Below are 24809 nucleotides of genomic sequence, written 5' to 3'. Positions count from 1 at the left end.
GGCGATGCCTGTCTCACTGCGCTCGCCCTGGACCTGGCTCCCGCCCGCCGTCGCGCTGGCGCTGGCGGCCGGCATCCTCGCCACGGGCACCAACCGTACGCTGTTCCTGTGGCTGAACCGGAGCGGCCAGGGCGTCGGCGACCTCGTGTGGTTCCACCTGACGATGCTGGGCGATGGCGCGGTGGCTCTGGCCCTCGTGCTGCCCTGGATCCGGCGCGCGCCGCGCCTGTTCTGGGCCGCGCTGCTGGCCGCCGTCGTGGCGGGCCTGTGGACCCAGGTCACGAAGGCGTTCGTCGACGTGCCGCGTCCGTTGTCCGTGCTCGCGGGCGGCGCGTTTCACCAGGCCGGACCGGCCTACCGCCGCGTGTCCTTCCCATCCGGCCACGCCGCGGCCGCGTTCGCGCTCGCCGGTATCTGGGCGATGGGCGTGCGCGGCCGGCGGCTGTGGCGTGGGCTGCTGCTCGTGCTGGCCAGTCTCGTTGGGGTGTCGCGCATCATGGTCGGCGTGCACTGGCCGCTGGACGTGTTGTGGGGCATGTTGGGCGGCTGGCTGGGCGCGTGGTGCGGCCTCGCGCTGCAGGCCCGCCGGCACGGGCCGTGGCCGACGGCGGGACCGGCCGGCAAGCTGGCCGGTGCGGTGCTGATGGCCGTCGCGGCGAGCCTCGTGGTCAGCCGCCACATCGGCATTCCGGCGGTGCTGCCCGCGCAGCGCCTGCTCGCGGTCGCGTGCCTCGCCTGGGGCGCCTGGGAGATCGGTTGCCTGTCCCGAGCACCGCCGATCCGCGCGCCGCAGGTGCGCTGGTGGCCGCGCAGGATCGGCCTGGTCCGGCTCGTCCAACGGGCACAGAGGAGGAGGCAGGATGGCTGACGTGGATGGGTGGCTGCTGCTGGGCTTCGGCGGACAGGCCGTGTTCATGGGCCGGTTCGTCATCCAGTGGCTGGCCAGCGAGCGCGACCGCCGCAGCGTGATCCCCGTGTCGTTCTGGTACCTGAGCATCGCCGGCGCGCTCGTGCTGCTCGCCTATGCGCTGCACCGGCGCGATCCCGTGTTCGTCGCCGGGCAGGGCCTCGGCGTCGCGATCTACCTGCGCAACCTGCAGCTGATCCGGCGCTCAGCGCACGGCGAGCAGGGAGACCTTGGCGGCCAGCACGAGCAGCACGGCGCCCACCGTCCGGTCGAGCCAGACGAGGCGCGCGCGCAGCCACGCCAGCACGGGGCGCGACGAGAACAGCAGCGCGACGAGCGCGAACCACAGCAGCGACTCGGCGACGAGCAGCGTCCAGAGCAGGGCGACGTCGGCCGCGGCCAGGTCCGGCTTCAATGCCTGGGACAGCACCGAGCCGAAGTACAGCATGGCCTTCGGATTGAGCAGGTTCGTGAGGAAGCCGCTGACGAACGCCTTGTGGCCGGCCTGGGCCGCCTGCGCCTCGGGCAGCTGGCCGCGGGAACGCAGGCACTGGATGCCGAGCCAGGCGAGGTACAGCGCGCCGACGACGGCCAGCACGCGCGACAGACCCGGCAGCGCGGCCAGCACGAGCGACATGCCGAGGACCGAGATGAGGACGTAGATGCCGATCGCCGTCGCGACGCCGGCGGCGGCCCACAGGCCGGCACGGCGCCCGGAGACGATGGCGGTGCGGGTCACGACGGCGAAGTCGGGACCCGGTGAGATCAGCGCCAGCGCGTGGATGCCGAGGATGAGGAACAAGGTGTCGGACGTCATGGTCTGAAGGCGGCGTGGACGGTGTCGGACATCGTAGCACCGTCGGCGTCAGTCCGCAGACCTCGGCCTCACTCGCGCCCGAACGCGGGATTCGGACGCGTGAGGTAGTACCACTCGTGGTTCGGCTGGGCATTCACGTCCGGGAACAGGATGCGGCCCGCGAATTCCGCGACGACGGGCGTGCCGTCCGCACGTACGCCGATCTGTTCGCCTTCCGCGACGGGGTCGAAGCTGGCCCACTGGCGCGTGAACTGGTCGCCGGCGTCGAGCTTGTCGTGCACGACGACCATCTGCAGCGCTTCCATCTGTTCGAACGGGATGGGTTGCGGCTCCGGTGCGTCGATGATTTTCAGGAAGGCGAGGGTGTTCATGATCGCCGTGTACGCGACGTCCGGCGCGCGCGGGTCGAGGTGCTGGCCGCATTCGAGCGTCAGCGCGTAGCCGCCCGTGCTGCGCATGTATTCCGTCGTGCCCATGCCGTAGCGCAGTACGGTTTGCAGTTCCTGCGCGTTGCCGCGCGAGCGGCGCTGGACGCCGCCGCCATACGCGGCCATCCAGCCCGTGACGAAGCGGCGCACGCCCAGGCGGCGTGCCAGTGCGCGTTCGGCGCGCATGTGCGTGAACGGTTCCAGCGGGCCCTCGTTGTCGAGTGGGCCGACCATCACGAACGGTTCGCCGTGCGCGGCGTTGAACGAGTGCAGGTCGAGCAGCACGTCGTGCTGCGCGAGCAGCGGGCACAGCCAGTTGGCGACATGGTCTTCGAAGTCGTGCGGTTCGGCTTTCGGGGACAGGTCGCGGTTCAGGTTGCGGTCGCCCGAGCGCGTGTTCTGCGCGTAGGCCTTCGGGTTCACGATGGGGACGAAGGTGACGCTGCCGTTGACGATGGGGAGGGTACCGGCGTCGATCTCCGCCATGATCCGCTGGATGGCCTGGGTGCCGCACTTTTCATTGCCGTGCGTGGCACCCATGATGATGACTTTCGGGCCGGGGCCCTGGCCGGTGTAGTTGACGGACTTGAAGTGCAGCTGGCTGGCGGGGATCATGCGTCGTGTTCCAAAAGAATGAATGCGAAGAATGCTGGCATTGTAGCGTGCCGGCCCCGCCCATGGCATCATCCGTGGTTTTCGTAGATGAATGTGAGCATGGACGGCGTCAATACGGGGACTGCGTCCCGCATCCACGGCCTCGATACCTTGCGCGCCCTTGCGGTCACGCTCGTCGTGCTGCACCACTACACGCTGTTCGTCAGCGACGCGCCCACGTTCGGCTGGGTCGGGACGATGGGCTGGGCGGGCGTCGACCTGTTCTTCGCGCTGTCCGGCTACCTGATCGGCAACCAGATTTTCGCGGCGCTCGGTTCCGCCCGCGGGTTCGGCCTTGGCCGGTTTTATGTGCGGCGGCTGCTGCGCACGCTCCCCAATTTCTGGGTCGTGCTGGCACTGTACGCGTTGTGGCCGGCGTGGCGCGGCGGCACGCCGATGCTCCCCCTGTGGCAATACCTCACGTTCACGCAAAACATCCATCTGCAGCCGGGCACCGCGTTTTCCCACGCGTGGTCGCTGTGCATCGAAGAGCAGTTCTACATGCTGTTGCCGGCGGCCGCCATCCTCGGTGCCGCGCTGGGGCAAGGCGGAGTGCGGCAGCGCTGGGCGTGGGGTGCGTTGCTGCTGGCCGTCGCAGGCGGCATGCTGGCCCGCGCGACGATTTGGCAGGATGGCGAGAATGCACCTAACCGACTCGGTTACTACTACCAGTACATCTACTACTCGAGCTGGTGCCGCGCCGACGAATTGCTGGCGGGCGTGGCGCTCGCGCTGCTGAAGCATCGCGCGCCCGGGTTGTGGCGCCGCCTGCTTGCGCACGGCGCCGCGTTGCTCGCCGCCGGCACGGCCGTCATCGGCGCCACGTTCGCGTGGTTTCTTGACGATCACTATGGATACGCGCAGACGGTGGCCGGCTACCCGCTGCTCGCGCTCGGCTTTGCCCTGCTGATCCTGGCCGCGCTGGCGCCGGATTCCCTGCTGCACCGCGTGCGCGTGCCGGGCGCGGCCAGGCTCGCGCTGTGGTCGTACGCGATCTACCTGACGCACAAATCCGTCAGCATTCTCGTCGCGCAAAGGCTGGCGCAGGCGGGCCACGGGCCGGAGGAGGCGCTCACGATCGCCGCATGCATGGCGGCATCGCTGGCGGCCGGGTGGCTGTTGTACGTCCTCGTCGAGGCGCCGTTCATGCGCCTGCGCGCACGGTGGGACGCGGCGCTCAGCCCCGTACCCGCACCGGCGCTTCGATGACGTCGAAGGCGGCCGGCATGTCGGCCAGCCAGGCTTGCAGGTGGGCGATGCGCATCGACGGGTCGTAGCCGTCCGTGGACGCCAGCGCCGCGCGCAGGCCGGGCAGGGCTTCCGGCGTGCGTGGGCTGTCGCAGGCATCGATCAGCATCGCGACGAGGTCCGTCGGCGCCGTGCCGCCGCGGCGCAGGCGCGCGTGGATGATGGACAGCAGCGCGCGCTGCATGCGCGGTGTCGGATGGGTGATGTGGGCGAACACCATCGGCGTGTTCATGATGGCTTCGCAGATCGCCGTCTCCATCCGGTCCGCCGTCAGGTCGGACGCGATGTCGAAATAGGCGCGGTCCCAGCGTGTGTAGGGATAGCGGTGGCCGGGCGGGAAGGCGTCGACGCTTTCCAGGCCGAGGGCGCGGCTGGCGCGGGACAGCAGGGACGACAGGACGGGGAGCAGCGGCATCGTTAGCGAACGTCAATCATGCAATGCGCGCTAGTGTAGACCAAGAACGGGAAACGCGCGGTGGGCAAACTCCGGGGAGCTCGCCCGCCCGCGCGGGAAACTGGACGATCAGGCTGCCGAAGCTGCGGTGCTGTCGGTGAACTTCCCGTTGCGGAAATCCTCGACGGCCTGGAATACCTCGGCCTGCGTATTCATCACGAACGGGCCGTATTGCGCGATCGGCTCGTTCAGCGGCCGGCCCGCGATCAGCAGCAGGCGCGACGGTTGCGACGCCTTGATGCGCACGCCGTTGGCGGCCTTGGCGTTGTCGAGGATCGCCATGCGCGCCTGCGGCACGGCCTTGCCCTCGACGACGACCTCGCCCCGGAACACGTACAGGAACGCGTTGTGCCCGGCCGGCAGCGCCTGCTCGAACGTGGCGCCCGCGGGCAGCTCGATGTCCAGGTACAGCGGTTCCGTCACCTCGCGCTGCACGGCGCCGGCGACGCCGTGGGAGCTGCCGGCGATCACTTGCACGGTCGCGCCCGAGTCCAGGGTGAAGCGGGGCACGGCTGCGGCGGGAATGTCGCGGTACCACGGTGCGCTCATCTTGTCCTTGGCGGCCAGGTTGAGCCACAGCTGGAACCCTTCCATCAGGCCCTCGTTCTGCTCCGGCATCTCCGAGTGGATCACGCCGCGGCCGGCCGTCATCCACTGCACGCCGCCGTTCGTGATCGCGCCTTCATGGCCGGCGCTGTCGCGATGGCGCATGTTCCCGGTGAGCATGTAGGTGACGGTCTCGAAGCCGCGGTGCGGGTGCTCCGGGAAGCCGGCGATGTAGTCGCCGGCCTTGTCGCTGCCGAACGCGTCCAGCATCAGGAACGGGTCGAGGCGGCGCTGCAGCGCTTGCGTCAGGACACGGTTGATCTTGACGCCCGCGCCATCCATCACGAACTGGCCGCCGACGAGGCGTTCGACGCCGCGGCTGGTGGCCACGGCCTGGGTTTGCACTTGCTGGGTCATGATCTCTCCTTGACGCTGTGATGGTTTATGCCAGTGCTGCGACTGCGGCGTCCGCTTCTGCCTGGCCTTTCGCTGCCGCTTCCGGACCCATCGCGAGGCCCGCCGAGTAGATGAACTGATGGTCCGTCAGGCCCAGGAAGTTCAGCAGCATGCGGATGTGCGGGACTTGCGGGTCGGCATCGAGCGGGTAGATGCCGCCGCGGGCCGCGGCCACGTACACCTTCTTGTTCTTCAGCAGGCCTTCCGGACCGTTCTCCGTGTAGCGGAAGGTCACGCCGGCGCGGGCGATGGCGTCGAACCAGGCTTTCAGCTGGATCGGCATGCCGAAGTTGTACATCGGGGCGCCGAGCACGATCACGTCGGCGGCCTGCGCTTCGGCGATCAGCGCGTCGTCCAGGGCCACGCGGGCAGCCTGGTCGGCGGTGCGCTGGTCGGCCGGGGTGAACAGGGCGCCCAGCGCCGCTTCGTCCAGCACCGGATGCGGGTTCGCGCCCAGGTCGCGCACGGTGACGGTCGCGCCCGGATTGGCGGCGGCCACTTTGGCGACGATCGCATTGGCCACGCGGGTCGATTCGGATTGGGTGCCGCGCAGGCTGGAATTGATCTGCAGGATGTTCATGGTGTCTTCCTTGGTTTGCGTTTCGATATGGACACTTTAGCGGTTCCAAATATCGTGCGGTAGACGGTAGAATGGATAACATTATTCAACTAGTGGAACAATCCCATCTATGGACGTCGAACCGAACGACCTGCTGCTGTTCGCGCGCATCGTCGAGGCCGGCAGTTTCAGCATGGCCGCGCAGCGCCTCGATTTGCCGAAGTCGACCGTATCGCGCCGCATCGCGATGCTGGAGGCGAGCGTGGGCGAGCGCCTGCTGCAGCGGACGACACGGCGTCTGATGCTGACGGAGTTCGGTGCCAGCCTGCTGGAACACGCGCGCAAGGTGGCGGAAGAGGTGGAGGCGGCCGGGGCGCTGGCCCAGCACCGGCAGGCGGCGCCCAGCGGCAAGCTGCGCATCTCGATGCCGCAGGATTTCGCCAACGTCGTCATGGCCGACATGATTCCGCAATTCATGGACCGCTATCCGGCCGTGTCGCTCGAACTGGACCTGTCGCCGCGGCGCGTGGACCTCGTCGCGGAAAATTTCGATATCGCGATCCGCATGGGCGACCTGCCCGAGGACTCCACGCTGGCCGCGCGCCGCGTCGCCATCCAGCAGTTCGGCCTGTACGCGGCGCCGTCCTATCTCGCGCGGCGGGGCTTGCCGGAGCATCCGGACGATCTGCTGCAGCACGACCTGCTGTGCATCCTCAGCCGATCGGGCGGTGCCGTGCCGTGGATTCTGCAGCGGGGCAAGGTGCGTTGGGAAAAGGAGCTGACGGCGCGCCTGACGGCCAATTCGCCGCAGTTGCTAGCGAAGATCGCGAGCAGCGGGGCCGGCATCGCGGCGAGCACGGATTTCATCGTGGCCGAGCACGTCAGGAAGGGAGAACTGGTGCGCGTGCTGCCGGACTGGGATTTGCCCGGCTCGACGGGCTGGGCCGTGTTCCCCGGCCGGCGGCTGATGCCCGCGAAGACACGGGCGTTCCTCGATATGCTGGACGAGGTGTTCTGCAAGGACCGGAACAAGTCCGAATAAGCGTCAGGCCGATATGCGCAACGTGTCCTTCGTGGCGCGCAGCGCGGCCAGCACGATGATGCCGAACACGATCTCGATGGCGCCGCCGGCGAACGCGCCCGCCGCCGGCGCCGCATGCAGGGCGGCCAGGCCGTAGCCCGCCAGCGCCAGCACGGCGCCGCACACCCAGAACAGCTTCGTGCCGAATACCGTGGCGAACGTCAGGTAGCGCCCGCCGATGACGAACAGCATCGCGGGGAAGAACAGCTCGATGCGCCACAGGGCGATGCCGTAGGCGAGGGCGAGCATCATGATCATCCAGATCGTCGTCGCGAAGGCGAGCATGCCGAACGGATTGCCCGCGGCGTGCTTGCCGGAGCGCCCCAGCAGGCGGGTCAGCAGGGAGGACACCGGATGAATCAGCACGCCGCCCGCGTACAGGGCCCAGACGGCGTCGTGCGGCGACTTCCACAGGCAGACGAGACCCGCGATGGTCCACACGGTGCCCGACACGAACAGGCCGGGCGCGCCGCCCAGGTAAGCCGTGCGCATGTCCTGCCGGGCGCCGGCGACGGTAAGGGTGTCCTGCATGGCTTGCCTCCATGAAATAAGGCGTCCATGCTGCCACGAAAAACTTGTCAGTACAATCAGGCCGGCCGGTTGCCCATCGATTCGCCCAGGCGCACGGCGCGTTCCGGCGCCCAGTCCGGGTTGAAGCGGATCGTGTCGGGGCGGAACAGCATGACGATCGTCGAGCCGAGCAGGAAACGGCCCATCTCTTCGCCCTTCTTGAGGACGATGTCGCGGTCATCATAGGTCCACTCCGTCACCTTCTGCATGCGGGGCGGGTTGACGACGCCGTGCCACACGGTCGCCATGCTGCCGACGATCGTCGCGCCCACCAGCACCAGCACGAACGGGCCGTGTTCCGGCGATTCGAATACGCACACGACGCGCTCGTTGCGCGCGAACAAGTTCGGCACGCCGCGCGCCGTCGTCGGGTTCACGGAGAACAGGGCGCCCGGCACGTAGATCATCCGGGTCAGCCTGCCGTCGCACGGCATGTGCAGGCGGTGGTAATCCTTCGGCGACAGGTACAGGTTGGCGAAGCAGCCGTGCTGGAACTGCTTGGCGAGGGACGCGTCGCCGCCGACCAGTTCCGTCGTCGTGAAGCGGTGGCCCTTGGCTTGCAGGATGTGGTGATCGTCGATCGCGCCGAACTGGCTGATGGCGCCGTCGACGGGGCAGACGAAATCGGCCTCGGCCAGCGGACGCACGCCGGCTTTCAGCGGACGGGTGAAGAATTCGTTGAAGCTCTTGTAGCTGGTGATGTCCGGATTCTCGGCCTCCTGCATGTTCACGCCGTACTTCGCGACGAACCAGCGGATCAGCCGCGTCGTCACCGTGCCGCCATTGGCACCGGCCACGCGGCCGGCAAACGTCGTGAGGCGCCGTTTCGGCAACAGATACTGGGGCAGGACTTTCAGGCGATCGGACACGGTAAACCTCGATATGAAGACGCGCCATTATAGCGGCACGGGCCAACGGTAATGCATATCAAAAATATTTACGCGAAAGCAACAAAAAGCCGATGATCTGACGGACAATAGCGGCCGCCTATTTTGCCATTCTGACATGCATACCGTGAAAACGCCATTCCGCCTCACCTTGCTCGCCGCCGCCATCGGCGCCGCGAGCGTCGCTCACGCCCAACAAGCGTCGGCACCGCTTGCGAAGGGGGACAGGATCCAGCAAGTCGAGGTCAAAGGCGCGGCCGACGCCTATGATCCGCGCCGCGACGACACCGCCAGCAAGATCGTCGTCAATCACGACGAGATCGTCAAGTACGGCGACACGAGCGTGCTCGACGTGCTGAAGCGCGTGCCGGGCGTCACCGTCAGCGGGACGGGAGGCGGACGCGGCGGCGAGATCCGGATGCGCGGGCTCGGCAGCGGGTACACGCAGGTGCTGCTCAACGGCGAGCGTGCGCCGGCCGGGTTTTCCATCGATTCGCTGGCGCCGGACGTCATCGAACGCATCGAAGTGCTGCGCGCGGCCAGCGCGGAATTCTCCACGCAGTCGATCGCCGGCACCATCAACATCGTCCTCAAGAAGACGGTGAAAACGGCGCAGCGCGAACTGAAGGCGGGCTATGGCCACGGGCACGACGTGGCGAACCCGTCCGTGAACCTGCAGCTGTCGGACCGCGTCGGCAAGCTGTCGTATTCGCTGTCGGCCAACCTGTCGCGCTCGCACTTCTGGCGCGAGCCGGCGACCGTCGAACGGCATCTCGACACGGCCGGCCATCTCGACGGCCTGCGCCTGGGTGGCCAGTCCGACGCCGCCCGGTTCACGGCCTTCAACCTGGGCCCGCGCCTGAACTGGAGCTTCGCCAACGGCGACACGCTGACGTCGCAGACGTTCTTCAACATCAACCGGTTCCAGAACACGTCCGAGGGACGTTTGTCGACCCGGCTCGGCCCGCTCCCCGCGTATCCGGCGCTGGACCAGACGATGAGCAACGATAACCGCTTCTTCCGCGAAGAGCTGAACTGGGTGCACAAGTTCGCGGGCGGCGGCAAGCTGGATGCCAAGCTGAGCGGCCTGTACGGGGCCCTCGCCAACGCGACCTATCGCACCGGCAGCGGCAACCCGGCGTCGCCCGCGCTGCACGAGGTGATTTTCTCGGCCGGCACGGACCGCGGCATCGGCTCGATGGGGAAATACACGAGCGCCAGCTGGGAAGGCCATGCGCTTGCGTTCGGCTGGGACGGCGGCTATTCGACGCGCGACGATGCCCGGCGCGACCGCGACTATTTCCGGCCCGACGTCGCGCTGCCCGGCGGCGACGAGATCTACAACGCCCATGTCGCCCGGCTGGCCGTCTACACGCAGGACGAGTGGAACGTGACGCCGCGCTGGTCCGTGTACCTGGGCGCGCGCTGGGAAGGCATCCAGACGCGAACCGAAGGCAACACGTTCGCGACGGCGCACTCGCGCTCGACCGTGCGGAGCCCGCTGATGCAGACGCTGTACAAGCTGCCCGGCACGAAGGCCGATCAAGTCCGTTTCGCCGTCACCCGCACGTACAAGGCGCCGGGCCTGCAGAGCCTCATCCCGCACCGCTTCACGTCCGTCAACAACAGCCAGACCGAACCGGATTTCATCGGCAACCCGAACCTGAAGCCCGAGCTGGCGCTGGGCATCGACGCGTCGTACGAGCATTACTGGGCCGAGGGCGCGCTGTTGTCGGCGAGCGTATCGAGCCGGCGCATCGACGACTACACGCGCAACCAGGTGCTGTTCGACGGCACGCGCTGGGTGTCGACGCCGTCCAACGCGGGCCAGGCGCGTACGCACGGCGTGGAACTGGAGGCGAAATTCCCGCTGAAGGCCCTGATCGACACGAGGGAGGCGCTGGACCTGCGCGCGAGCCTGTCGCGCAACTGGTCGACCGTCGATTCCGTGCCGGGTCCGAACAACCGCCTGGACGCGCAGACGCCCGTCTCGGCCACGCTCGGTGCCGATTACAAGCGCGGACCGCTGACCGTGGGCGGCTCGTACGTGTTCAAGAACGGCGGCCAGGTGCGCGTGTCGGCGAACCAGATCAGCTACCAGTCCGTGCGCCGCGACCTCGACCTGTACACGCTGTGGAAATTCGACCCGAAGCTGCAACTGCGCGTCGCCACCGCGAATCTGCTCGCGCAGGACACCATCAGCGAAAGCAGCTACGTCCTGGCGGGCAACGGTACGCAGTCGACGCGCACCATCACGCCGCTGTACCGCAGCGTGCGCGCGACGCTCGAAATGAAATTCTGATCCCGCATCGACGCGCCGCAGCATCGCGCACCGGCCCGGCCACGCCGGGCCGGACGCCTATCCCAATCTATCCGCAATCGTTATACCACCATACAAAATCCGCATAGGATTGTTGCCAATCTTTTCTCGTAACATTGTATTTATGCGACAACGTTGTCGCGCTGCGCCGATGGTTCAGTGCGATGACGTACGCGACATTCCCGCCGGCTGGAATGGGATCCAAACGAGCCGGCAGCATACAAGGCAATGCCCAAAAATTACTATAAGGAGATATTTGCTGTGCGAAACGGAAATGTAAAAACGATTAAAAAGACGATGGTGGCCAACGCTTGTGCACTTCTGGTGGCCGGGCCGATGGCCGCGCATGCGCAGGAGGCGGCCACGGCGAGTGCAAGCGGGGACACGAGCGCCCCGAGCACCGTGATCGTCACCGGTCAGCGCGCGGCGCTGAAGTCGGCGCGCGATCTCAAGCAGGACGCCAATCAGATCGTCGACTCGATCCAGGCAACCGATATCGGCAAACTGCCGGACGTGAGTACGGTCGAGTCGCTGCAGCGGGTCGCCGGCGTCCAGATCCAGCGCCGCTATGGCGAGGGCGGCACCGATTACGACCATCGCACCGAGCCCGCGATCACGATCCGCGGCATTACCCAGGTTCGCAACCTGATCGACGGACGCGACTTTTTTACGGCCAACGGCGGCCGGGCACCGGACCTGGAAGGGCTGCCTTCCGAACTCATGGCCGGCGTCGACGTCTACAAGAACGCGGCGTCCAACCTGATCGAAGGCGGTGTCGGCGGCGTGGTCAACATTCGCACGCGACTGCCATTCGATTCGAAAGAAGACATCAACGTCATTACGCTCAAGTCCAATTACTACGACCGGATTCGCAAATATTCACCCTCGGGTTCGGGCCTGTTGAGCCGCCAGTTCAAGACGGATTTCGGCCGCATGGGCTTCCTGGTGAATGCCACGGCCAGCAAGACCTACTATCGCCAGGACGCCGTTCTTCAACAGCAGCAGCACTGCCTGACGGCAACGGTTGGCAAATGTGCGACCGACGCGGCGCAACCGCCCTCGGCGGCCAAGGTTGCGGCCTACAATTCGATGCCAAACAAGGGGTCTCTCTCGGAACTCTATGTGCCGACATCCTTCGAGATGTACGAGGACTCGGGTGAGCGAAAGCGCCAGGGCCTGGCGCTCGCCTACCAGTGGCAGGTGAACAGCGACGTTCTCCTCACGGCACAAAATCTCTATTCGAACTACACGTTCATCCGTCGCGGCGAATACATCTACGGCGACGACAAGAACAGCGACCCGCGCGCAGCGGCGGGTTCCACATGGACGTGGGCGCCCGATGGCAGCGCCACCAGCGGCACGTTGTCGCCGCAGATTTTTTCATCTTCCCGGTTCGACCAGGATGTTCGCAATCGCACGAACCTGTCCGCGGTGAACGTCAAGTGGCGCATTTCGGACAGGCTCAAGTCGAAGACCGATTTCGCGTACGAACGTGCCAATTACGACGCCGACCGCAATGGCGACTCCATCAAGCTTTACGACAATGAAAACAGAAGCGTCGCCAATATCCCCAACCTGAATCTCGCCTTCGACGTGCGTGGCAGGATCCCCACATTTTCGATCGTCGATCCAGCCAATCCGGGCAATCCTTACGCCTACTTCGGCAATCCGAAGAATTGGTATTATGAGTGGCTCGCCAATGCGGTCGATCGTCACAAGCTGAAGATGTCGGCGCTCAGCCAGGATTTCGACTACGACCTCGGCGATCATTTCTTTACCAAACTGCACGTCGGCATCCGCGCAGCCGATACCAAGGTGCTGTTGCGGGGTAACTGGAACAACACCGGTGTCTGTAACGATACGGGCACCAACCCCAGCTGGGGTGCGTGTCCGCTGATTCCGGTCGCACAACATCCGGATCTCGCCTACGCCGGGCCGTCCAGCAATTTCATGCAGCCGGGTATTGGTTGGCCTGTTGCCGTGTTCCCGGAGTACGCCAATCCCAACTCGAGCGTTCTCGACCGAACCGTCGCGACGTATGCGCAGTTGTTCGCCGGAAAGCCGAATACTTATACGTTCGATACGTCGTTCCGGCCGGGCGATATCAATGAACAACACGAAAAGACGCGGTCGTTCTTCGTCACGGGTGACTTCGGTACAAGCGTATTCGGTTACGACCTCGACGGTACCGCCGGTATGCGCGTCGTGAAGACCGACCAGACGTCGATCGGCTATGTCCAGGACAGCACCGGGTCACGCGCCGCCACGCTGAATAACAGCTACCGGAATTTCCTCCCGAGCCTCAATACACGCCTGCACCTGAACGAGGATGTGCAGGTCCGCTTCGGCTACAGCAAGACGATGACGCGGCCAAACTTTACCGACATGGCCGCCCATGTCCAGCTGAATCCGAACATTCCTTCGCAGTACGACGCCAACGGCCGTCCGACGGGCAGTTCCGGTAATCCGTACCTGAAACCGATGACGGCGACGTCCTACGATTTGACGTTGGAAGACTATTGGGGGACTTCCAATATGGCGTTCCTGGGTTTGTTCAAGAAGGATATCGACGGTTACCTGGCCGGCGGCACGGAACCGATGAACTTCGGTGGCGTCATCTACGATATCGGCACCAGCATCAATCTCGGCAAGGGCTCGGTAAAAGGCATCGAAGCCGGCTTTACCCAGTTCTTTGATTTCCTTCCCGACCCATTCAAGGGATTCGGCATACAGGCCAACTACACTTATGTCGATTCGAAAGTCGAGCTCAAGCCCGGGACCCTCATTCCGTTGCCGAAGTTGTCCAAGAACAGCTACAACCTGATCGGCCTCTATGAAAAAGGACCGTTACAGGCGCGTCTTGCGTACAACTGGCGTTCCTCCTACCTCGACCAGATCAACGGCAGCGGTGTGTTCGGTGCGAACCAGTACGCGGCGCCGTATTCGTCGCTCGATGCGTCGGTGAGCTACCAGATCAACAAGATCTTCACGCTGTCGGCGGACGCCGTGAATCTGAGGAACTCGATGTACCACACCTATGTCGAGCGGCCGTCGGGCGGTTTGTTGTGGCAACTTAACGATCGTCGATACAGCGTGTCCCTGAAGGCAAGCTTCTAACGCCGACATGAGCGAACGCGCCCCCGGTCTTTCCGCGGCGCGCTTTTTGTGCACGCGATCCAAAGGGGACAGGATGGACAAGGATAGATGGATTGGGAAGGTTGTCATCCTCGGCGGCGGTACCGCCGGATGGATGACGGCGGCCGCGTTGTCCCACACGTTTGGGCACGCCGTCGAGATCGTGCTGGTGGAATCGGACGCCATCGGCACGGTGGGCGTCGGCGAGGCGACGATTCCGCCGATCCGCGCGTTTCATCAACTGATCGGCATCGATGAAGCCGAGTTCATACGCGCCACCGGGGCGACGTTCAAGCTCGGTATCGAATTTCGCGGCTGGCGCAACGAGAGTTCGACATATTTCCACCCTTTCGGCGCGTACGGGGTGGAACGCGACATCGGCTACTTCTTCCAGTACTGGCTGCGTTTGAGGGAGCAGGGGCAAGTGTCGGACTTCTCCGAATTCTCGCTATGCACATTAGCAGCGCGACATAACGTATTTGCGCCCGCGTCCGAACGGCCGGGCGATCCGCTTCAGCATCTCCAGTCCGCCTATCATTTCGACGCCGGCCGCTACGCGACATACCTGAAGGGGGTCTGCCTGGCGCGCGGGGTGTCCCACAAGATCGGCGACATGCTGACGGCGGAACGCAACCCCGAAAACGGGTATATCACAGGCCTGAAGCTCAAGTCGGGCGAGCTCGTGCCGGGTGACTTGTTCATCGACTGCTCCGGCGTGCGCGCCATGCTTCTCGGGCAGGCGCTGGGTGTCGAGTATGAAGACTGGTCGCGCTGGTTGCCGATGAACCGCGCCTGTGCGGTGCCTTGTGAACAAAAGCTGGCACTGACGCCCTACACGATTTCCACCGCCAGACCTTTCGGCTGGCAATGGCGGATACCTTTGCAACATCGCGTTGGTAACGGTGTGGTGTATTCGAGCGAATTCGCCACGGATGAAGCGGCAGAGCGGTGTCTGCTGGATGGATTGGAAGGGGAGCCGCTCGCGCCGATCAACCGCATCAAGTTCACGGCGGGAAGGCGCAGGACGCCGTGGACCCGGAACGTGGTCGCCATCGGGCTTGCCAGCGGGTTCCTGGAGCCGCTGGAGTCGACCAGCATCCATTTCATTCAATCCAGCATCCAGCGGCTCATCCGCTATTTTCCGGATGCCGGCTTGTCGCCGGTGTGCGCACAGGCTTTCAACAAGGAGGCGAGCCGGGAAGTCGAAAACGTCAGAGATTTCCTCATACTGCATTACCACGCTACGGAACGTGACGACTCGGCATTATGGCGCTACGTAAAGGCCATGCAGATCCCGGACAGTCTCCAGGAAAGAATTGCGCTGTTCCGTGAGCGAGGACAACTGAACCTCGCTGCCGAAGAACTGTTCCAAAGTACGTCGTGGCATGCCGTCCTGTTGGGGCAGGGTATTCGACCAAGAACCTATATGCCGACCATGGTCCTGCAGGACGACGCCATGCTCGCGAATGCATACGGCAATCTGGAGCGCAACTTCAAGAACATCGTGTCGAGGTTGCCAGATCACGCCGCCTACATCAAGGAACACAAGCTGACCTCGACCATGGAGAATCGCTGAATGAGGTTTCCCAAGGTACTGCGCCACGTGGTTGTCATCGGATTGGGTGTCCTGGCAAGCGGCGCCCATGCAGAACATGCCGACGAAAAGCCGGCATCCGTCCCCGTCGCGATCAATGTCGACTGGCGGCATCCGGCGCCACCGTTTGAAGGATGGGGAACCGCGCTTGCCTGGTTTGCCCATGTGACCGGGAAATTCGCCGAGCCGCAGCGCACCCGGTTGGCCGATCTGCTCTATGGACGGGACGGTCTCGCACTGAATATTGCGCGTTACAATATTGGTGGCGGCAATGCGCCCGGGACACCATCGTATTTGCGGCCCGGTGGAGACATTCCCGGATTCTGGCGCAAGCCGGATGGGTGGAATCCGGACGCGGACGATGCGTGGGACTGGTCCGCGGATGCCGGGCAGCGCTGGTGGCTCGATGCCATCAAAGCGCGGGTCACGCCGCGCGATTTGATCCTCGAGGCGTTTTCGAACTCGCCGCCGTATTTCATGACCCGCAGTGGCCTGGTGTCCGGTAACGTCAATGGGTTGGAGGACAACCTCCTTCCGGGATTCGAAACCCAATTTGCTAAATATCTCGCGCGCGTCACGGCGGAGCTCGAGCGGCGGCACGGTATCCGATTCAGAACGCTGTCTCCGGTCAACGAGCCGAATACACCTTATTGGTTTTCCACCAATAAACAGGAAGGCGCACATTGGTCGCCGGAAGCGCAGTCGCGCATGTTCATTGCGTTGGCCAGGGTCTTGACCGAATACGGCATGAAGACGGAGATATCCGGGCCGGACGAAACCAATCCCCAGACGTTTTTCGTCGACTGGGCCGGCCTGTCACCCGATGCGAAAAGCGTCATCCGGCAACTCAACGTCCATACCTACGAATGGATCGGAAAGAGCGGGGTGCGGGATATTGCGGAAACGTCCGGCAAACGGTTATGGATGTCGGAAGTCGATCTATCGCCCAGCAATGTGCGGGAAGACGTCAACGACATGCGCCCAGCCATCGCGCTCGCGCAGCAGATCGTTACCGACATCAACAGCATGAATCCCCGCGCCTGGGTCCTGTGGCAAGCCATCGAAAACAGGTCGTCCGATCCAAAGAACAGCTCGAACTGGGGTTTGATCAAGGCTGATTTTTCAAACCTGGAGCGACCGGACTATCAGATCACGAAGAAATTCTGGGCGTTTGCCAATTTCACGAGATTCATCAGACCGGGCTTTCGGTTCCTGAAATCCGATAACCCGGATGCGCTGGTGGCTGAAAATCCGGAAACGCATGAAGTCGTCATCGTGGCCGTCAATCCGGGTATCGTGTCGCGGATGCTGGACATTCGGCTGCCGGATGCAAAACGCGGCACGATGACATGCAAGACCTATATGACCCGGGCAGAAGACAGCCTCGCGACCTCGAAACCCGCATCATGCGGCGCCAGGTTGTCCGTGCATGCGCGGCCCATGTCCGTGGTGACTGTCGTTGCGACGCCTCGACAATAGGGTCAGGCCAGCCGCATCGCGACCGCACCGCACGCGATCAGGGTGACGGCCGCCAGCCGTGCGCGGCCGATGGGTTCGCGCAGGATGAAGGCGGCGATCGCGGTCGCGAACAGGATCGACGTCTCGCGCAGCGCCGCGACGGCGGCCACCGGGGCGCGCGTCATCGCCCACAGCGCGATGCCGTACGACCCGACCGACGCGAGACCGCCCAGCGGCGCCACCAGCGGGTGCGCGCGCGCGAACGCCACGAGCGCGCCCATGCGGCCGCGGGCCGTCCAGGCGCCTACCCAGGCGCCCGTCAGCAGGAAGATCCATAGCGTGTACGCGGCCGGCGCGCCGGAGCGCCGTACGCCCTGGCCGTCGATCAGCGTACAGGCCGCGATGACGCCGGCCGTCAGCAGCGCGAACACGGTCGTGCGGCGCGCACCGGCGGCCGGCGCGGCGAGCCCTAGCCCCAGCACGCCGCCGCAGATCAGCAGCATGGCGACCCACTGGCCGGGACTCAGCCGGTCGCCCGTCAGCGGCCCGTTGACGTTGGCGACGAGCGGCGGCGCGCAGCCGCGCATCAGCGGGTAGGCGTGGCTGACCTGGCCGTCGCGGTAGGTCTCGATGAGCAGCAGGAAGTAGGCCGCCTGGACGACGCCCGACGCCGCGATGAACGGCCAGCTGGCCCGCGCCGGTGCCGGCAGGAAGGGGAGCAGCAAAATGGCGACGCAGGCCGACCCGGCCACCACGAGCACGGTCGCGAGCAGCGGCTCGCCGCGCCGCTTGAGCAGCGTGTTCCAGCTCGCGTGCAGCAGCGCCGCGCCCAGCACGGCGCCCAGCACGAATGGCGTCACGCCTGCTCGGCGGCCGGTGCCGTCTCGGGAATGCCGTGGCGGCGGAAGTAGCGGTGCGCGACGAGCAGCGCGGCCGCCTGCATGGCGGCGCACAGGAAGAACGGCCCGCCGACGCGCCAGTCCTGCGGCGGCAGATGGCTCGCGGCGCCCAGCAGCCAGGTGCCGACGAGCGGCGAGACGACGAGGCCGACGCTGCTGATCGATTGCAGGGAGCCCATCAGTTCTCCCTGTTCGCGGCTGGACGACGATTTCGACAGGATGCCCTGCAGCGCCGGTCCCGCGGCGAACGACAGCAGGTTGCACAGGATGAAGACGTACATCATCCAGCCGTGCGTCGCGAGCGCGTACAGGAAGTAGGTGACGGCGCCGGACGCGAGGCCGATCAGCGACAGCCGCACTTCGCCGAAGCGCCGGATCAGCGGCGCGAGCAGCCCGGCCTGCACGACGATCGAGCACACGCCCACGCAGAACAGGGCGATGCCGTTGTCGCGCGGCGTCCAGTCGAAGCGGAACGTCGTGAACAGGACCCACGTCGACTGCAGCATCATTTGCGCGAAGGCGACGAGCGTGTAGACGGTGATCAGGCCGCGGATGTCCGTGCGGCGCACGAGGCGCAGCAGGGAGCCGAACGGGTTGATGCGCGACCACTGGAACGCCGCGCGGCGTTCGCGCGGCAGCGATTCCGGCACGGCAAAGTAACCGTAGACGAAGTTCGCGGCGGACAGCGCGGCCGCCACGTAGAACGGCAGGTGCAATCCCATATTGCCCAGCAGGCCGCCCAGGATCGGTCCGCAGATGAAGCCGAAGCCGAACGCGGCGCCGATCTTGCCGAAGCTTTTCGCGCGGTTCTCCGGCGTGGACACGTCCGATGCGTACGCGGACGCGACGGACATGCTGGCCGACGACGCCCCGCCGATCACGCGCCCGATGAACAGGCAGGCGAGGTTCGGTGCCCAGGCGGTCGCGAGGAAGTTGATGCACATGCCGCCCATCGAATACAGCAGCACGGGGCGGCGGCCGATGCGGTCGGACAGCGCGCCCACCATCGGCATGAACAGGAATTGCATCAGCCCGAACGTGGCGCTCAGCACGCCGTACCACAGCGCCTGCTGCGCGCGGTTGTCGACGAATTCGCCCACGAGGCTCGGCAGCACGGGCACGATCAGGCCGATGCCGAGCATGTCGATGAACACGCAGATGAGGACGAAATTCAGGTTCGCGCTTTTGGCCATGGGCGTCCCGGGACGATGCGGAAAACGTCTATGGTAGCACCGATTGCCCGACAGACAACTGCGTGCTTTTCGATCAAGCTGCCACGTGCGGGATGCCCGTCCATTCGGCCGCGAAGGCGCTGCGGAAGTCCGTCAGGATCGCCAGCCGTTGTGCGGCGAGGCGGCGGCCGGCCTCCGTCTGCATCATGCCCGGCAGGCGCGCCAGCTTCGCGTCGATGTGGTCGAGCGAATACGATTTGTCGTCGAGCGGCCGGTCCAGCGCGAGCGGATCGCTGCCGTGGGCGAGGGCGCTGCCCATGCGGCCCGCGATATAAAACATGCGCGCGAGGCCGACGGCGCCGAGGCCGTCCAGGCGGTCGGCATCCTGCACGATGCGGGCTTCCAGCGTGGTCGCGGGGATGGCGGCGGAAAAGCTGTGCGCTTCGATCGCGTGGGCGACGGCGGCCAGCTTGTCCGCCGGAAAGCCGAGCGCCGCCAGCCGCTCGCTGGCCAGTTCGGCCGACAGGCGCGATGCAATGCTGCGGCGCGGGTCGTCCTTCGGCACGTTGACGAGGTCGTGCAGATAGCATGCCGCCAGCACGACGAGCGGATCGGCCTGGTCGTGGTGCGCCAGCAGCGCCTGCGCATTGCGCCAGACGCGTTCGAAGTGGTTCAGGTCATGGGCGCCGTCAGGGCCCTGGTCGGCGACCGCCTGTGCGGCCAGTTGGGCGAGGCGGGGCCGCCAGCCGTCGAGTTCAGGAAGGAGTGCTTGCATCGGTCTCTAAGTCAATGAGGGCGCGCTGCGACAGCGCGTCGGCCCCGGTGTTCTTGTGGCGCGGCACCCAGCGCAGGCGCACGTCGGGGAGGAGGGCCAGCAGCGCCAGCGCCCGGGCGCGATAGCCGGCCAGGGCGGGCGCCGCGTACAGGTCGGGGCCGGTGACGTCGTCGATCACGACCCGGCTGTCGCCGTGGATGGTCAGCTCGTGCGCGCCATGGGCGGCGGCCGTTTCCAGCAAGGCGATCAGCGCGCGGTATTCCGCCTCGCTGCTGTTGCCGTGGCCGGCCGGCTGGGCCAGTTCGACGACATGGCCGTCCGGGCCTTCGATCCGCACGCCGATGCCGCAGCGGCCCGGGTTCGGTTTCGCGGAGCCGTCGAACCACGCGCGCCATGCGGTCGGCTGCGCATCGCGCCGTGAGGTCGCGGCGGCTTTTGCGGAGGCGCGGGCCGCATCGCGCGCCGCCTGGGCGGCCAGCAAGCCGGTACGCAGCTCGACGAGGGCGGCGAGGCCCGCCGCGCCGGCCGTCAGTTCCAGTGTGCGGCGCAGCGCCGCGTCGGCGGACAGCCCTTCGGCCAGCGCCAGGCGGCGGCTGGCCGCGCGCTCGGCCTTGTAGGCGATCCGGTCCAGGTTCGGAAAGTCGTTCATGCCGAGAGGATACTACAAAGAAAAACAGCGCCGGGTGGCGCTGTTTCCAGGATTAGCGGCGGTAGGGATTGTCCGGCCGGCGATCCCAGCGGTTCGGCACACCGTCGCCGTCACGGTCGCGGTCGTAGCGGTTCGGCACGCCGTCGCGGTCTTCGTCCCAGCGGCGGCCGTTACGCTCGTAGCGGTCGGGGATGCCGTCGCGGTCGCGGTCCCGGTAGTACGGCCGGTCGTTGTAGTACGAACCACGATCGTAGCCGCGGTCATGGCGGCGCTCGAAGCGGTCGGGCACGCCGTCGCGGTCGCGGTCGGGGCCGTACGGCGTCCACGCGGCAGGCTGCATGTACCAGCCGCCATTGCCTTGGTACCAGGCCGGTGCGCGGTAGACATAGCCCGGACGCTCGGCGACCCAGTAACCCGGCGCCCACGTATGGCGATGGCCGGACCATGCCCAGTAGCCGGGTGCCCACACATAGCCGTGGCGCGGCGCGGGGACGCGTTCGTACAACGGGGCCGGCGGGGCGGTGCTGATGGTCAGGCTGACATTGCTGTAAGCCATGGAAGGAAGCGGTGCGGCGGCGGCGCCGATGGCGATCAGGGCGGCAAGTGCGAGGTGTTTCATGTCGGTCTCCAATCCGGACTTCGGATGTGACCAATATAGCGCGGCGGGCAGAACGATTCAGCGGTTGAAGCAGACTCTTACATCTGAAACAGATTGTGTGCGGGGACGGCGGCGACCGTCCCCGCGCTGAACATCATGCGCGGCTCCGCACGCGTTCCAGCGCCAGCATCTGCTGCTTCTCGACCGGCGTCAGGCGCTTGGCGGTGACGTGCACGACCGGGATGCCGGCGGTCGTCGCGAGGACGGGTGCGGTCGCCTGGGCGGGCTTGACGCTGTCGAGTGCCGTGCTGCCGGCGGCGGCCAGGCTGAGTGCGACGATGAAGGCGGCTTCCATGTGCTTGATGACGTTCATGATGCTCTCCTCGGGGTTGAATGGTGCTGCGCTTGTCGATGTGTGTACTGTAGCCACAAGGGTTCCTCGTCTCCACCTGCGTGCGACGAACCGCACGAAATGCGGGACGAAGCGCAGATATGCGGGACCGGCTTTCATCCGCCCCCGGCTAGGCGCGCACGGACACAACGAGGGAGAACCCAGCGATGATCGGAACGCTCGTCGAGGCCGTCGCGGCCAACCGGACGCGCTTGCGGCGCGCGCGCAACCTGCGTGCCGGCACGCGCACGCACGTGGCCGCGCAGCCGCGCGCACGCGGGCCCGCGCCGCTGCGCTGGCTGACGGCAGGCTGCGTGCTGCTGGCCGTGGCGGGCGCCGCGCTCATCGTCGTGCACGCGCGCTGGCTGGCTGCTGCCGGCGCGATGCCGATGGGCGACGGCGCTTCCCGCCTGACGGCCGTGCTGCCGGGCGTCGCGTTCACGGTGCCCGACAGTCCGGGAGTGACGATGCACATGCATGGCGGCACTGCGCTGCTGATCCTGGCGGGCATGCGCGGCGGACCGGCGCAGCGTGTCGACCTGTGCGACCAGCTCGCCGACCGCACGCGTCCCGGCCGCCTGCTGCCGCTGCGGATCGGCTGGGCGTTCGCCGACGCGGCAGGCCTGGTTTCCCCGCGCAACGTGCTGCTGGCGGAACGCCCGATGCCGCGCGTGCGCGTCGACGGCCGCGCCGGGGCGCCGCTGGACGTGCACTGGGACGGGCAGGCGCAGTGGGTCGGCGCCGCGGCACGGGTCGCGCCGGGCGGCGAGGGCTGGCTGGCGTGGCGCGACGGCGCACTGCGGCTGCGCCACCGGCCGAGCAACGCCTGCCCGGCCGCCGGCGAGCTCCTCGTGCAGCTGTACCGCCCCGCACCGACGCCAGGCGCGCTGGTCGTCGCCGTGCCCGCGCACGGCGAACCCGTCGAGACGCTGCTGGCGCCGGGCGGCTACCGCGTGCCGGCGTCGCCCGCGGCCACGCTGGAAGACGAGCAGCTGTTCGCCCAGCTGCAGACCCGCGGCCTCGTGCGCCTGGGTGCGAACGGCGTGGCCGAACTGGCCCCGCCGGACCTTGCCGCATGGCGCGCAGCTGGCAAGACGCCGTGGGACGACGTGAACCTCGACGGCGACGCGTTGCGGCTGCTGGAGCGCTTGTATCGCCGCGCCGACGGCGATTTCGTGCGCGAACAGGTCCGCGTCTTCAATGCCGAGCGGCGGCTGCTCGCGTGGCGCCTGCCGGCCGGCGCGACCGCCGGGTGGCGCGCGGAAGTCGTGCAAGGCACGGCCACGGTGCCCGTGCCGCTGGCCGACGACATGCCCCCCGCCAGCGCCCGCCTGTTCGCCCGGCTGCCGCAGGGCTGGGCCCCGTGGCAGCGGATCGGCGCGTGGCCGGCGGACGGCGGCGTGGCCCGCCTGCGCCTGACCGTACCCGCCGGGACGGCGAGTCTCCGGCTGATGCTGGCTGGCCGCCTGCGCCACGTGGCCGGCGCCCGGTTGCGCGCCGATCCGCAGCCGGGCTGCGACGGCCGCGCGTGCACCGCGCCGGACGAGGTGCAGGTGCTCGACCTGCTGCCCGACGCCGCGGACATCGTGATCGATGCGGAACCGCTGGCCCAGGGGGCGCTGGCCACGCGGGGCGATGCGCGTTACCGCCACCTCGTCGCGCGCGCGGGCCGGCTCGCAGGGCTGGCGCTGGGCGCGGCCGCGCCGCGTCCGTCCGTGCCGCTGGCGGACGTCGTGCTGGCCGACCGCAATGGCATCCCGCTGTGGCGCGACGGTGCGCCGACGGAGGCGGCCCGCGCGGCCGGCCTCGCCACGATGCTGGGCGTGCGCGCGGGCCAGGCCGGCAGCGTCGCCACGTCGGTCGGTCGGGTGCCGGGCGACCGCCATACGGCGCGGATCACCGTGGACCTGCGCCTGCAGGCGGCCGCGCAGGCGGCGCTCGACTGCATCGCGATGCGGCGCGGGCACTGGGATGGCCGCGCCTGCACGGGCGCCGGTCCGGTGCCCGCGGGGCGGCAGGCGGGCGTCGTCCTGCTCGACACGGAGACGGGCGCGATCCTCGCCGCGGCCGGGGCGGGCATGCCCGCCGTGACGCAGGAAAACTGGCGCGAGGCGCGCGACTTCGACCGCATCGACCCGGCCGCCAGCCCGCTGCGCCTGCCCGCGCTGCAGCACGACGGCGGCGCGGAGCGGGCGCCGGGGTCGACGTTCAAGATCGTCAGCGCCCTCGGCCTGGAACTGGCCGCACAGTCCGACCGCCAGCTGGACGCGTTGCTGGACGGCTTGCCGCTCGCCGGCATCGACGCCGCCGCGCACGAACGAGGGTTCGCGTTCCGCACCGATGCGCCGACGTATCCAGTCGACGGCCGCGTGCGCATCACGAACTTCCGCGACCAGGGCCTGGACCGGCGTGCCCAGGACGGCCGGCTGGGCCTTGCGCAGGCGCTCACCTACAGCCTGAACACGTGGTTCGCGTGGACGGGAGAGCTGTCCGACCGGAGCCTGCTCGGCCGGCCCGACGGCGGCGTGCCCGACCTGCAGCCGCTGGAACCGGGCGCGCTGGATCCGGTCCGGCCGATCGTCGCGATGGCGCGCCGGCTCGGCTTCGGCCAGGCGCTGCGGCTGGACGGCGGTTTGCTGCCGGCGGATGGCGGCTGGTCGGCGTGGGACGCGCTGCAGGCGACGCCGGCCGCCATCGACCCGGTCCACACGCGCCACGAACTGCGCCAGATGGCGATCGGCCTGCGCATGCAGGCGACGCCGCTGCAGATGGCGCTCGTCGCCGGTGCCGTCGGGCAGGGGCGGGCGATCGTGCCGCACCTGTTGGGGGAACTCGACGGCAAACCGGCCGCGCCGTCGAACGGCCCGGCCCTGGGCGTGCGCCTCGACCGTGTGCGCGCGGGCATGAAGGGTGTCGTCGACGTGGGCACGGCGGCCGGGGCCTTCCGGGCGCCGGCGCTGGCCGGCATCCGGCGCGGGCTGTCAGGCAAGACGGGGACGGCGCCGGTGGGCGACGGATCGCTGGCGACGGTCTGGTTCACGGGCTGGCTGGAGCCGCACAGCGTGCCGGGACAGGCGCACCGGCTGGCCGTCGCCGTCTTCGTCAGCCGCTCGGAAGCCACGGGCGGCGCGCATGCGGCGCCCGTCGCGGCGGCCGTCCTGGGGGCGCTCGCCGCCAACGGGTCGAATTGAGGGGTATTTGCCGCTCATCT

21 protein-coding genes and 1 pseudogene are annotated in these 24809 nt (G+C 67.2%); 9 read left to right on the top strand and 13 right to left on the bottom strand.

What is annotated here, in order from left to right:
- Positions 1-4: 4 nt before the first annotated feature.
- Positions 5-868 carry a phosphatase PAP2 family protein gene (locus tag ACEN9H_RS16785; protein ID WP_413671324.1) on the top strand — a complete coding sequence of 288 codons (864 nt, stop codon included), beginning with the start codon at positions 5-7 and terminating at the stop codon, positions 866-868.
- A pseudogene (locus ACEN9H_RS16780) lies at positions 861-1088 on the top strand (lipid-A-disaccharide synthase N-terminal domain-containing protein); the annotation flags it as partial. The gene ACEN9H_RS16785 and the pseudogene ACEN9H_RS16780, both read left to right, overlap by 8 nt.
- A 24-nt stretch (positions 1089-1112) precedes the next feature.
- Here ACEN9H_RS16780 and ACEN9H_RS16775 read toward each other — a convergent pair.
- Together ACEN9H_RS16775 and ACEN9H_RS16770 are read right to left on the bottom strand one after the other, a co-directional pair.
- Positions 1113-1724, bottom strand: coding sequence for a LysE family transporter (locus ACEN9H_RS16775; RefSeq protein ID WP_371763509.1), 612 nt, complete (start codon positions 1722-1724; stop codon positions 1113-1115).
- 68 nt (positions 1725-1792) lie between these two features.
- Positions 1793-2767, bottom strand: a complete 975-nt coding sequence (locus ACEN9H_RS16770; RefSeq protein ID WP_056131492.1) for a succinylglutamate desuccinylase/aspartoacylase family protein — start codon at positions 2765-2767, stop codon at positions 1793-1795.
- A 99-nt stretch (positions 2768-2866) separates the two neighbouring features.
- Here ACEN9H_RS16770 and ACEN9H_RS16765 point away from each other — a divergent pair, with 99 nt between their 5' ends.
- Positions 2867-4015, top strand: a complete 1149-nt coding sequence (locus ACEN9H_RS16765; RefSeq protein ID WP_413671323.1) for an acyltransferase family protein — start codon at positions 2867-2869, stop codon at positions 4013-4015.
- Here the strand turns inward: ACEN9H_RS16765 and ACEN9H_RS16760 are convergent.
- From ACEN9H_RS16760 to ACEN9H_RS16750, 3 genes are all read right to left on the bottom strand, one after another.
- Positions 3984-4469, bottom strand: a complete 486-nt coding sequence (locus ACEN9H_RS16760) for a hypothetical protein (RefSeq protein ID WP_413671322.1) — start codon at positions 4467-4469, stop codon at positions 3984-3986. The genes ACEN9H_RS16765 and ACEN9H_RS16760 overlap by 32 nt on opposite strands.
- A 108-nt stretch (positions 4470-4577) precedes the next feature.
- Positions 4578-5471, bottom strand: coding sequence for a pirin family protein (locus ACEN9H_RS16755; RefSeq protein WP_413671321.1), 894 nt, complete (start codon positions 5469-5471; stop codon positions 4578-4580).
- A 25-nt stretch (positions 5472-5496) separates the two neighbouring features.
- Entirely contained in the window at positions 5497-6090 is a 594-nt protein-coding gene (locus tag ACEN9H_RS16750; RefSeq protein ID WP_413671320.1) for an FMN-dependent NADH-azoreductase, read from the bottom strand.
- Positions 6091-6199: 109 nt separating this feature from the next.
- Here ACEN9H_RS16750 and ACEN9H_RS16745 point away from each other — a divergent pair, with 109 nt between their 5' ends.
- On the top strand, positions 6200-7111 hold the full coding sequence (locus ACEN9H_RS16745; protein WP_371763403.1) for a LysR family transcriptional regulator: 912 nt from the start codon (positions 6200-6202) through the stop codon (positions 7109-7111).
- 3 nt (positions 7112-7114) lie between these two features.
- Here ACEN9H_RS16745 and ACEN9H_RS16740 read toward each other — a convergent pair whose 3' ends face one another.
- Complete coding sequence (locus ACEN9H_RS16740) at positions 7115-7681, bottom strand: DUF7010 family protein (RefSeq protein ID WP_413671319.1); 567 nt, start codon at positions 7679-7681, stop codon at positions 7115-7117.
- A gap of 56 nt (positions 7682-7737) precedes the next feature.
- Complete coding sequence (gene asd, locus ACEN9H_RS16735) at positions 7738-8589, bottom strand: archaetidylserine decarboxylase (RefSeq protein WP_413671318.1); 852 nt, start codon at positions 8587-8589, stop codon at positions 7738-7740.
- A gap of 145 nt (positions 8590-8734) precedes the next feature.
- Here asd and ACEN9H_RS16730 point away from each other — a divergent pair, with 145 nt between their 5' ends.
- From ACEN9H_RS16730 to ACEN9H_RS16715, 4 genes are all read left to right on the top strand, one after another.
- Positions 8735-10909: a TonB-dependent receptor plug domain-containing protein gene (locus ACEN9H_RS16730; RefSeq protein WP_413671317.1), complete on the top strand. Its 2175-nt coding sequence runs from the start codon at positions 8735-8737 to the stop codon at positions 10907-10909.
- Between the two features lie 279 nt (positions 10910-11188).
- The gene (locus ACEN9H_RS16725) at positions 11189-14044 is read left to right on the top strand and encodes a TonB-dependent receptor (protein WP_413671316.1); all 2856 of its coding nucleotides are present in this window, start codon (positions 11189-11191) and stop codon (positions 14042-14044) included.
- A 73-nt stretch (positions 14045-14117) separates the two neighbouring features.
- Positions 14118-15638, top strand: a complete 1521-nt coding sequence (locus ACEN9H_RS16720; protein ID WP_413671315.1) for a tryptophan halogenase family protein — start codon at positions 14118-14120, stop codon at positions 15636-15638.
- On the top strand, positions 15639-17135 hold the full coding sequence (locus ACEN9H_RS16715; RefSeq protein WP_413671314.1) for a glycoside hydrolase: 1497 nt from the start codon (positions 15639-15641) through the stop codon (positions 17133-17135).
- A gap of 2 nt (positions 17136-17137) precedes the next feature.
- Here ACEN9H_RS16715 and ACEN9H_RS16710 read toward each other — a convergent pair whose 3' ends face one another.
- From ACEN9H_RS16710 to ACEN9H_RS16685, 6 genes are all read right to left on the bottom strand, one after another.
- Positions 17138-17974: an EamA family transporter gene (locus ACEN9H_RS16710; RefSeq protein WP_413671313.1), complete on the bottom strand. Its 837-nt coding sequence runs from the start codon at positions 17972-17974 to the stop codon at positions 17138-17140.
- Positions 17971-19206 (bottom strand): TCR/Tet family MFS transporter, encoded by a 1236-nt coding sequence (locus ACEN9H_RS16705; protein WP_413671312.1) that lies wholly within the window; start codon positions 19204-19206, stop codon positions 17971-17973. Before ACEN9H_RS16705 ends, ACEN9H_RS16710 begins: the two co-directional genes overlap by 4 nt.
- A 73-nt stretch (positions 19207-19279) precedes the next feature.
- Positions 19280-19960: an HD domain-containing protein gene (locus ACEN9H_RS16700; RefSeq protein WP_413671311.1), complete on the bottom strand. Its 681-nt coding sequence runs from the start codon at positions 19958-19960 to the stop codon at positions 19280-19282.
- Positions 19941-20609, bottom strand: coding sequence for a ribonuclease HI family protein (locus ACEN9H_RS16695; protein WP_413671310.1), 669 nt, complete (start codon positions 20607-20609; stop codon positions 19941-19943). Before ACEN9H_RS16695 ends, ACEN9H_RS16700 begins: the two co-directional genes overlap by 20 nt.
- A 52-nt stretch (positions 20610-20661) precedes the next feature.
- A complete protein-coding gene (locus tag ACEN9H_RS16690) occupies positions 20662-21228 on the bottom strand; it encodes a binary toxin-like calcium binding domain-containing protein (RefSeq protein ID WP_413671309.1) in 567 nt (188 codons plus the stop codon).
- Between the two features lie 133 nt (positions 21229-21361).
- Positions 21362-21580: a hypothetical protein gene (locus tag ACEN9H_RS16685; protein WP_413671308.1), complete on the bottom strand. Its 219-nt coding sequence runs from the start codon at positions 21578-21580 to the stop codon at positions 21362-21364.
- Between the two features lie 185 nt (positions 21581-21765).
- Between ACEN9H_RS16685 and ACEN9H_RS16680 the strand changes: the two genes are divergently transcribed.
- On the top strand, positions 21766-24789 hold the full coding sequence (locus ACEN9H_RS16680; RefSeq protein ID WP_413671307.1) for a penicillin-binding transpeptidase domain-containing protein: 3024 nt from the start codon (positions 21766-21768) through the stop codon (positions 24787-24789).
- Positions 24790-24809: the final 20 nt, after the last annotated feature.

Source organism: Massilia cellulosiltytica (assembly GCF_047325105.1).
Lineage (GTDB): Bacteria > Pseudomonadota > Gammaproteobacteria > Burkholderiales > Burkholderiaceae_D > Telluria > Telluria orientalis.
This window is presented reverse-complemented; position numbering and strand designations above follow the sequence as displayed.

Bases quoted from the DNA above. Each gene is read 5' to 3' on its own strand.
- ACEN9H_RS16695 (WP_413671310.1), bottom strand. From the start codon at position 20,609: ATGAACGACTTTCCGAACCTGGACCGGATCGCCTACAAGGCCGAGCGC.
- ACEN9H_RS16745 (WP_371763403.1), top strand. From the start codon at position 6,200: ATGGACGTCGAACCGAACGACCTGCTGCTGTTCGCGCGCATCGTCGAG.
- ACEN9H_RS16685 (WP_413671308.1), bottom strand. From the start codon at position 21,580: ATGAACGTCATCAAGCACATGGAAGCCGCCTTCATCGTCGCACTCAGC.
- ACEN9H_RS16770 (WP_056131492.1), bottom strand. From the start codon at position 2,767: ATGATCCCCGCCAGCCAGCTGCACTTCAAGTCCGTCAACTACACCGGC.
- ACEN9H_RS16775 (WP_371763509.1), bottom strand. From the start codon at position 1,724: ATGACGTCCGACACCTTGTTCCTCATCCTCGGCATCCACGCGCTGGCG.
- ACEN9H_RS16755 (WP_413671321.1), bottom strand. From the start codon at position 5,471: ATGACCCAGCAAGTGCAAACCCAGGCCGTGGCCACCAGCCGCGGCGTC.
- ACEN9H_RS16690 (WP_413671309.1), bottom strand. From the start codon at position 21,228: ATGAAACACCTCGCACTTGCCGCCCTGATCGCCATCGGCGCCGCCGCC.
- ACEN9H_RS16785 (WP_413671324.1), top strand. From the start codon at position 5: ATGCCTGTCTCACTGCGCTCGCCCTGGACCTGGCTCCCGCCCGCCGTC.
- ACEN9H_RS16765 (WP_413671323.1), top strand. From the start codon at position 2,867: ATGGACGGCGTCAATACGGGGACTGCGTCCCGCATCCACGGCCTCGAT.
- ACEN9H_RS16700 (WP_413671311.1), bottom strand. From the start codon at position 19,960: ATGCAAGCACTCCTTCCTGAACTCGACGGCTGGCGGCCCCGCCTCGCC.
- ACEN9H_RS16760 (WP_413671322.1), bottom strand. From the start codon at position 4,469: ATGCCGCTGCTCCCCGTCCTGTCGTCCCTGCTGTCCCGCGCCAGCCGC.
- ACEN9H_RS16680 (WP_413671307.1), top strand. From the start codon at position 21,766: ATGATCGGAACGCTCGTCGAGGCCGTCGCGGCCAACCGGACGCGCTTG.
- ACEN9H_RS16715 (WP_413671314.1), top strand. From the start codon at position 15,639: ATGAGGTTTCCCAAGGTACTGCGCCACGTGGTTGTCATCGGATTGGGT.
- ACEN9H_RS16740 (WP_413671319.1), bottom strand. From the start codon at position 7,681: ATGCAGGACACCCTTACCGTCGCCGGCGCCCGGCAGGACATGCGCACG.
- ACEN9H_RS16720 (WP_413671315.1), top strand. From the start codon at position 14,118: ATGGACAAGGATAGATGGATTGGGAAGGTTGTCATCCTCGGCGGCGGT.
- ACEN9H_RS16750 (WP_413671320.1), bottom strand. From the start codon at position 6,090: ATGAACATCCTGCAGATCAATTCCAGCCTGCGCGGCACCCAATCCGAA.
- ACEN9H_RS16705 (WP_413671312.1), bottom strand. From the start codon at position 19,206: ATGGCCAAAAGCGCGAACCTGAATTTCGTCCTCATCTGCGTGTTCATC.